At 47.9% G+C, this 2,493-nt stretch carries 2 protein-coding genes; both read left to right on the forward strand.

All coding sequences use genetic code 11. The features are described 5' to 3' along the window. Window positions 1–258 precede the first annotated feature (258 nt). Window positions 259–594: a hypothetical protein gene (locus ABGY95_RS02230; protein WP_347440053.1), complete on the forward strand. Its 336-nt coding sequence runs from the start codon at window positions 259–261 to the stop codon at window positions 592–594. Between the two features lie 1,606 nt (window positions 595–2,200). Continuing rightward, on the forward strand, window positions 2,201–2,401 hold the full coding sequence (locus ABGY95_RS02235) for a hypothetical protein (protein ID WP_347440054.1): 201 nt from the start codon (window positions 2,201–2,203) through the stop codon (window positions 2,399–2,401). Window positions 2,402–2,493 lie beyond the last annotated feature (92 nt).

Consider the following 2,493-nt stretch of genomic DNA (forward strand, 5'->3'; position numbering starts at 1 on the left):
GCATCAATCACACAGTCCATCCACTCTTACGACGATCTAGCAGGTTGGGCCTATGCCAATTTTTTAAGAATCACCGCATAGCAATGAATGGCCGTCTCCTCGACAAATTCAGAACACTACACCTATGAAAATTACGGAAGTGGGTAGTGCTGTACACGTTCGTATTCTACTTTAGTCAATGGCTCTAGATACCAAAGGCTGCTTCTATCGGACGCTAACTCGAGCCGTCTGCAGGTCACGATTTCCAGGGCTGCCCCAGTGATAGCAACAGCCCTCTATGACGTTGCTCCCTTCCCCCTATCCAAGCTAGTCAACGACCTATACATCCGACTCATCTCAGCCACTGGAGAAAGAATTCTACTTTGGGCACTGATGCCCTCAATACCAAGCGCCGCAGCCACCCGAGGCGACAACACCCGGCGTAATAGCGAAAAAGTCATTTTAAACTCACAGCTTTCTGGCAATTACACACTCACTGTGAACCACAAAGACACACTCAGTGGTAGCCCCCAATATTCAGCCTCAGCATCGACGGACATCGAATCGGACCACACGATCAATGAGATTTGGATCAACTTCAGTTCTTCAATGTGACTGATAGAAGTGGCAACCTTTTCGACGAAATTTTATTAGCCTCTAGTGCCAATTCAATTCAAGGCATGAGGGGGAGAAAGCTTCTATTTTGATGTGATTCAAAGCCACATGACTGCTCCAACTCTCAAGCTATTAAATCAGTAAACAACCATCACAGCCTGGTTCAAACTAAACAGGTCAGAGGATGCTGTGTGTCGCCTTGCAGCACCACTAGTCAAACGGATTTCATACGGACCAAACATCCAAAATGGAAATACCCTAAGCAATAGATTCAATGCAGACACTCATCCTAAGCAATGGTGCTTAGTCTCTCTGGTTATCGAGCCCACTCAAGCATCCCTCTACTCACACGGTGGGTCATCTAGAAGTCTTCGATTCACCAAACCTACAACACTAAGAGTAACCAGCCAATGGCCATTGCACCCCATCACAACAGTGGTGAAATTGCTAACCGATTGACAAACCAAAATTAAGAGACTAACAAAAACATATCCCTCTTAATCAAGCAACTCGAACTCGTCACAGCGAGCGTGGGTCCAGCAAGGCTGTATGAGCTTGTATGGTTTTCTCTTCCGCCCTGCCGCTGCTCGCTGCTCGCAGGGCTTTTTTTTGTGCCCTGATTATGGATTCAAACTGGACACCATTTATGAGCACGCAATCAAGCTGATAGATCAAAAAACATCACAGAATTCAGCTACCTAGCTAAGCTCCTCAAGCGTGACTTCCCAGGCAGCCACGGTTCACTAGAAATGCTCGAATCCCCCGCCCCCTGGACCTCGCTATCAATGCCGATTCAAAGGAAGCAAGCATCTAAGCAAAGCTCAAAAACAGATGGAATAGCTACTTTGCTGCCCAGTGATCGAGCTTTGAATACTGATACCAGATGCATGCCCAGCTGGTAACGCACCTGCTGTCCTCTCTGTCGGCGCTGCTATCGCTACAAGGAGCACTATTATTCCTGCGGCACACAGTGCTGATCTTTGCTGCTCGCTCCACGCTAGTTTCTTTATCAGCGACCACGATACAGCTGCCATAATGGACACACTCGAGGCTGTCACACGCTTTCGACCTGGGGGTAGGTCGGAATTCGGTCAAGTTCACCATGAGGTGTTCGACGAAACGCTCTGGGACAATCCCTTCCTAAAAAGGTGAGAGGACAAAGCCTGCTGGGATGCGCTTCAGTATGTTTCACATTGGACCAAAGCAAACTTCCACAGCATTCATGCACGCTTCAACTCAGAGCTGAACACGCAGCCAATTGCTGACATTGGCAACGAGCACAACTTCGGAGGGAAGCGGGACGACCTTTACCTTAACCGCAAAGGAGCCACCCCAGCATGGCTTTCAGGGAATGGAAAGCCACTCATAGGCTTAATCCTATTCAACATCACTGAACCTATCTTACTCACATTAGGAAGCGACAACACTCAATACATCAGCTTTTCACCACATGGAGCAGAAAGGAATCTCGCGAGGAAGGCTCTACTGCACCGTTACGAAACCAAATGCCCAGCAATCGATAACGACAAAAACCGAGTAGACATACGCAGCGGAATCTCCACCACATCGACGCGCCATGGTACCTCGGCGAACTCGCCCTCACCGCATGCCCTATCGCTTAAAAAATGCAAAAAAAATCAAAGATCAAATCTCCGAATTCCTGCTCGCCAGCGTGATAGCAAAGATCGAGCACTCGACGGTATCATGGCTGAACGCTCACCTGCAAAAGCAAAGCTACTCAGCCCAAAGCAACTCAGGCAAATACACCATCGAGCAATACAACATCGAGCAAATCGCAGAAAAATAGGTCAGGTCGACTGACAGGGCCAAAATGAGTCATTATGACCCAACAATTTGGCGCACATAGGACAAATTGTAACAAATAGCAACTATGAAGCA

Origin of the sequence: Rubritalea sp. (genome assembly GCF_039830215.1) — a bacterium.
In the GTDB taxonomy this organism is placed as follows: domain Bacteria; phylum Verrucomicrobiota; class Verrucomicrobiia; order Verrucomicrobiales; family Akkermansiaceae; genus Rubritalea.

What these genes read in the sequence shown, in the direction of transcription:
- ABGY95_RS02235 (WP_347440054.1), top strand. Translation starts at nt 2,201, where the DNA reads ATGCCCTATCGCTTAAAAAATGCAAAAAAAATCAAAGATCAAATCTCC.